Raw genomic sequence first — 5,615 nt, forward strand, 5'->3', positions numbered from 1 at the left:
AAATGGGCGATCGCCAAGAATCTTTTAATGTCTTTGCCTTTAAAAAAGATGGTCAGACTCAAGTTTTCAACTCTTATAAATTCTAGAAATTTTAATAGATATAGCAGGGAACAGGCAATAGTGGGAAAAGCATTTCTTTGTCTTACGGTTGATCATTAACATAAGTCAAACACCAACTCGTTCCTTGCTATAAATTTACAGCTAGTCAATTTTTAGGGAGGTTTCATGGAATCTCCCTACATTCTTTTTTACATTTACATTTATTGCTGGATAGGGTTTTTCAATTTGCTTATCAATAAGCTTTTAATGCTGGAAAAAAAGTCTATTTATCAAAACCCGCTCTATTCTTAAAATTATTTTTTGTACTGTCGGCGAGTCTGAAACCACATCATAATTCCAGTCACTACCAACATTAACATTCCAAAGGCATTTAAAAATGGATAAATCATCTCTAAATTAATTCTCCCAAACTTACCTCTATGCCATTCTAATAGCCAAATAAAATTCTCGGCAGTACCAGTAATAACTGATATTTGAAATAGAGAACCTGTAATTAAACTAAGTAGTACAGGAAAAAACATTATTGGGGCAAACCAATAGTGAAGTTGGCGTAGTCTAGCTCTATTAATTCTCATAGTTTAAATTTGATTGATGTTTGAGTTTGTTTGAGCCATAGGGGAGTGGGCGTTGCTGAATACTAGGATGATTTCGGCGCTACACGGGGACACGGGGACACGGGGATTATGGTTTCTGCTAGGAGTGACAAAATCATCCCGCAATTATACCAATTCCTAAAAGTAACGCTATACTTGGGTAAGACTTCAGTTATTAATGAATCAAAACAAGTAAAATCATATTTTGGCTAATAAGAGCAAAGTTAATGTTAATTATTCTTACTTTTTACTTCTCCCATACTCCCCTGCTAAACAAAATGTAGAAAAGTTTTTGAGAAATAGTATTATGCAATGCCGGAGATTGAATAAAACATAAAAAAAAGGAAATTAATTAATATTTTAGTTAAAGCATAATCAGTCACTGTATTAAATTTCCATAAACTATCAATTATTTTATTTGACTAAATATGTACCGCTTCATTGAAAATAGTAAAAAAGGTGTAGTTAATAAAAGTAAAAAAACAATTTCTCCAGGGTGCGGGATAAAATTATTAGTTTGAGCCAACTCAACAGAATTAACAACTTTTTCCTCTACAACAGTTTTTGGTTTAATTTCTATCTGCTTTTCTTCTACTTGGTTTTCCATTTCTGGGGAAGATATCTTTTGTATTTGAGTTTCAGGTTTTTCATTCACAGAATTATCTTCTACTTCATTTTTTACCTCTGGTTTTGAATCATTAGTTTGATTCGGCACATGAAAACTTGGAGCATGAGCAAGTAAAGATGTGTTTTGCATTACATTTAATACTCCTATGAGAAATTATACAATATTTTTTAGGAAACCAATACTTAAGTATACAGAGCATTTATGAAATCAGGATGAAATGTCAGTCTTAAATTTATAAATGTCTTTCCGTACTTGTGATGATTGTAAAATCTTATATTTTTTCAAGTGGTTTAGGTACAGAATTGATGGTGAAAATCAAGCATTAAATTGTGATTCGTATCGTAACCTACCATTAACAAATTTTCACTTGTGAGATGATTTATACCAATCTATTTTGTCTAGTTAGATGACTTTTAACTTATTGCAGTCGAGCCTATTTCATCCTTATTCATCTCAAAAAAATTCAGTTTAAATTTCATCCCTATTTCATATTCTTAAGTCAAACTAACATTTAGTAAAAACAATGTTAGTTTGGTTTGGAAAAATATTAATATGTCCTATCAATTCAAAAATAAACTAGACAACCTTCATCCTGTTAAAACGATCGCCACTATAGCCATAGTAGGAATAACAATTTCAGTATTAAACATCATGCCCTCAGTAGCTAAAACCAAGCAAAAATTACCGATGAAATTGGCACAAGACCATTCTCAAATGCACCAACACAACGGGCAAGATTTAGACAAAATGCACAAAATGCTGACTCAGATGCGAGAAAATATCGGACACATGGATTCTAACCATATCCAAAATATGACATCCGAGCAAAAACAAAACATGAAAAATCACTACGAAGACATGATTAAAGAAATGCAAGAAATAGTTTCTCAGATGCAGCAGGCAGTAAAAGCCATGGAAAAATAAAACTTGAGATGAAAACAAAACACTCCAATCACCTTTCCTTGTTTCGGAAGGGGAATTAAGCAGCCTCTTTTGCAGTACTAAATAACTAAAACTATGAAAACTAACCCACTTAATAGACGAAATTTTTTACGCTTCAGTGCCGGAATAGGTATAGTCACAGCCATAGACAATATTTTACCCGCTTATGACAGACAAACTATTGCTGCAAGTGAGCCTGTAAACGGAAATAAATATCCCGATCTAATTAAGCTCCAAATTCAGGAAACTAAACTCAAAATAGGAGAGCGAAACGCTACCGCCATGACAGTTAACGGTGCAATTCCTGGGCCGTTAATTCGTTTGCGCGAGGGACAAACAGCAACTATTCAAGTCACAAACAACCTAAAAACAGATACCTCAATTCACTGGCACGGAATCATTCTCCCACCAGAAATGGATGGCGTTCCCGGTGTTAGTTTTGCGGGCATTAAACCAGGAGAAACTTTCACCTATAGTTTTCCTGTAAACCAGAGTGGTACCTATTGGTATCACAGTCATAGTGGCTTGCAAGAACAACTCGGTCATTTTGGAGCCATGATTATCGATCCGGCCGAACCCGAACCTATTGCATACGACCGGGAATATGCCATATTGCTCTCCGACTGGACTTTTGAAAACCCCCATCAGGTACTTGCCAACCTAAAACGGAAAAGCACTTACTATAACTATCAAAGACGAACAGTGGGAAATTTAGTTGACGATCTGGATTGGCGCAGAATGCGAATGGACCCCACTGATATTGCTGATATTACAGGTGTAACCTATACATATCTAATAAATGGCATGGCACCAGAGTCTAACTGGAGTGGCATATTTAAGCCTGGCGAAAAAGTACGACTCCGTTTTATCAATGCTTCAGCAATGACTTTTTTTGATGTGAGAATTCCCGGATTGAAAATGACGGTTGTACAAGCAGACGGTCAAAATGTGCAACCTGTAACTGTGGATGAATTTCGGATTGCTATTGCTGAGACTTATGATGTAATTGTTGAACCTGAAGAGGAGACTGCTTATACTATTTTTGCCGAAACCATGGATAGAAGTGGTTATGCTCGTGGAACTCTTGCACCACGTTTAGGAATGACTGCTCCTCTGCCAGAACGGAGAAAACGCCCTCTACGAACTATGGCGGATATGGGTCACGATCATGGCATGGATCATTCTGCACATTCTCAACATTCTCCAAATATGAATCAGATGGATCATTCTCAGCATAATAGTGGGATGGATCATTCTCAGCATAATAGTGGAATGAATCATTCTCAGCATAACAGTGGGATGGATCATTCTCAGCATAATAGTGGAATGAATCATTCTCAACATAACAGTGGGATGAATCATTCTCAGCATAATAGTGGGATGAATCATTTAACCGCAACAGAAACGATACCCCACCAAGAAGCCGTAATGCACGGCCCAGACCATCATGGTTCAGGTAGTGCGGGGGTAGCTATGATGTCAAAAAGTAGGCTCCACGAACCAGGTATTGGATTGGAAAATACAGGTACTCGCGTTCTGTTATACACCGACTTACGCAGTCTGAAACCTCGTGAAGACCAAAGAAAAGCCGAACGAGAAATAGAACTACATCTCACCGGAAATATGGAACGGTATATGTGGTCTTTTGATGGGAAGAAATATTCAGAAGCAAAGGAACCAATTCAATTTTACAACGGCGAACGACTACGACTTACTTTTGTCAACGATACCATGATGGAACATCCTATTCATTTACACGGAATGTGGATGGAATTAGATAATGGGGCAGGTGCTTATAAACCACGCAAACACACTGTTTTGGTTAAACCTGCCGAGAGAATGTCTGTAGATGTGACTGTCGATGCACCTGGTAATTGGGCGTTTCATTGCCATCTGCTCTATCACATGAAAGTGGGGATGTTTCGTGTTGTGTCTGTAACTGATAAGGTGGAAAAAGCATGATAATGAAATTTTTGCATAAATTCAGAATAGGGAAAAAAATCCCTCCCAACCCCTCTTTGAAAGAGATCGGGAAAAAAATTCCCCCCAACCCCCCTTTGAAAGGGGGGAGACAGAGAAAAGAATTGAATTTTTACTGTGCCGTGGCGGGTTTAATCAGTTTTGTCAGCTATTTCAGTTATGCACCAGTAGTTATGGCAGAAGAAAAACAGATAGGCGATCGCTTGACTAATCTTACTCCTACTTGGGAAATTGCTAATGAGTACAACCAGGAAAATTTGCCTTCACCAATCAAAGATAATCAAATATTTTGGTTGTTATTAATTGAAGAGTTAGAATATCGCGTTAATGATGCTGACAGTAGTTTTAATTGGGATGCTCATGGTTGGGTTGGTGGCGACTACAGAAGGTTGTGGTTAAAAACTGATGGTGAAGTTAATACAGAAGATGGGGAAGGAGATGCCGAAGTACAACTACTCTACAGTCAGTTAGTCTGGTCTTTTTGGGAGTGGCAAGCTGGTGTGCGTTACGACAGAACATTTGGTTCTGAGTCTGACGGCCGTGCTTTTGCAGTATTTGGTTTGCAAGGATTAGCTCCCTATTTCTTGGAAGTAGATGCTGCTCTTTTTGTCAGCGAAGATGGAGATATTTCTGCTCGCTTGAGTGTAGAGTATGAATTATTGCTTACCCAAAGGTTGGTATTGCAGCCAGAATTTGAAGTTAATGTAGCAGCACAGGAGGTTGAAGAATTTGAAATTGGTACAGGTTTTAACGATATTGAATTAGAAATGCGACTGCGTTATGAATTTAGTCGTCGGTTTGCACCTTATATTGGTATTTCCTGGGAACGTAAATTTGCTGGTACTGCCGACTTTGCCAGAGAAGAAGGGGAAAGTGTTGATGAGGTGAAATTTGTGGGTGGTTTCAGGTTTATGTTTTGAAGTCAAGAAGTGTACATTAGTCAAATTTTCCCACGATAACTTAAACACAGATTTATAATTAACCTGTGAGATTATAGAGGAACCCTATCGCTGTGATTCAAATTAACTTTTTGACTAGGATGCTTTTATCGACTCATCAATATCTATCTTATTAATTTCCCAGATTTCTTCTTCTTCCCATTCCCAAATCCATCTGCTATTGACCCGTTTCACGTTCCCGTCAAAATTATAAACTGTTGCCGTTGCCAAAGTTTCAATCCAGACAGTCGCTCCACAAGTATGAGGTTTTTCTGGTCGATAAACAATCCGGCAAGGACCGTGAATATCTATTTCGTGACCTTTTGCTAAATTTTCAGAACCTCGTTTGGCAGAAACTACATGAAGTTCAGTATTCTGATTATTTTTATTGATACCTATATTAGGGCGATTGAAATGAAATGAACTACCCCGCCGTGTAGACGGACGGGGTTTCTAAGTCCCCGTCAACAAAGT

The 5,615-nt window shown here is 37.6% G+C and carries 6 protein-coding genes; 3 read left to right on the forward strand and 3 right to left on the reverse strand.

Translation table 11 applies throughout. The features are described 5' to 3' along the window. Nucleotides 1-353: 353 nt before the first annotated feature. Complete coding sequence (locus D5R40_RS29880; protein WP_124146596.1) at nucleotides 354-635, reverse strand: PepSY domain-containing protein; 282 nt, start codon at nucleotides 633-635, stop codon at nucleotides 354-356. A gap of 427 nt (nucleotides 636-1,062) precedes the next feature. After that, complete coding sequence (locus D5R40_RS29885) at nucleotides 1,063-1,410, reverse strand: hypothetical protein (RefSeq protein WP_124146595.1); 348 nt, start codon at nucleotides 1,408-1,410, stop codon at nucleotides 1,063-1,065. Nucleotides 1,411-1,833: 423 nt separating this feature from the next. On the opposite strand from D5R40_RS29885, the gene D5R40_RS29890 reads away from it, so the two are divergent. From D5R40_RS29890 to D5R40_RS29900, 3 genes are all read left to right on the forward strand, one after another. After that, nucleotides 1,834-2,205, forward strand: a complete 372-nt coding sequence (locus D5R40_RS29890; RefSeq protein ID WP_124146594.1) for a hypothetical protein — start codon at nucleotides 1,834-1,836, stop codon at nucleotides 2,203-2,205. 93 nt (nucleotides 2,206-2,298) lie between these two features. Beyond that, the gene (locus D5R40_RS29895; RefSeq protein ID WP_124146593.1) at nucleotides 2,299-4,185 is read left to right on the forward strand and encodes a copper resistance system multicopper oxidase; all 1,887 of its coding nucleotides are present in this window, start codon (nucleotides 2,299-2,301) and stop codon (nucleotides 4,183-4,185) included. Between the two features lie 122 nt (nucleotides 4,186-4,307). Continuing rightward, nucleotides 4,308-5,123, forward strand: a complete 816-nt coding sequence (locus tag D5R40_RS29900; protein WP_205127489.1) for a copper resistance protein B — start codon at nucleotides 4,308-4,310, stop codon at nucleotides 5,121-5,123. Nucleotides 5,124-5,237: 114 nt separating this feature from the next. Here D5R40_RS29900 and D5R40_RS41620 read toward each other — a convergent pair whose 3' ends face one another. Continuing rightward, nucleotides 5,238-5,372, reverse strand: coding sequence for a hypothetical protein (locus D5R40_RS41620; RefSeq protein ID WP_275670430.1), 135 nt, complete (start codon nucleotides 5,370-5,372; stop codon nucleotides 5,238-5,240). Nucleotides 5,373-5,615: the final 243 nt, after the last annotated feature.

This window comes from Okeania hirsuta (assembly GCF_003838195.1).
In the GTDB taxonomy this organism is placed as follows: domain Bacteria; phylum Cyanobacteriota; class Cyanobacteriia; order Cyanobacteriales; family Microcoleaceae; genus Okeania; species Okeania hirsuta.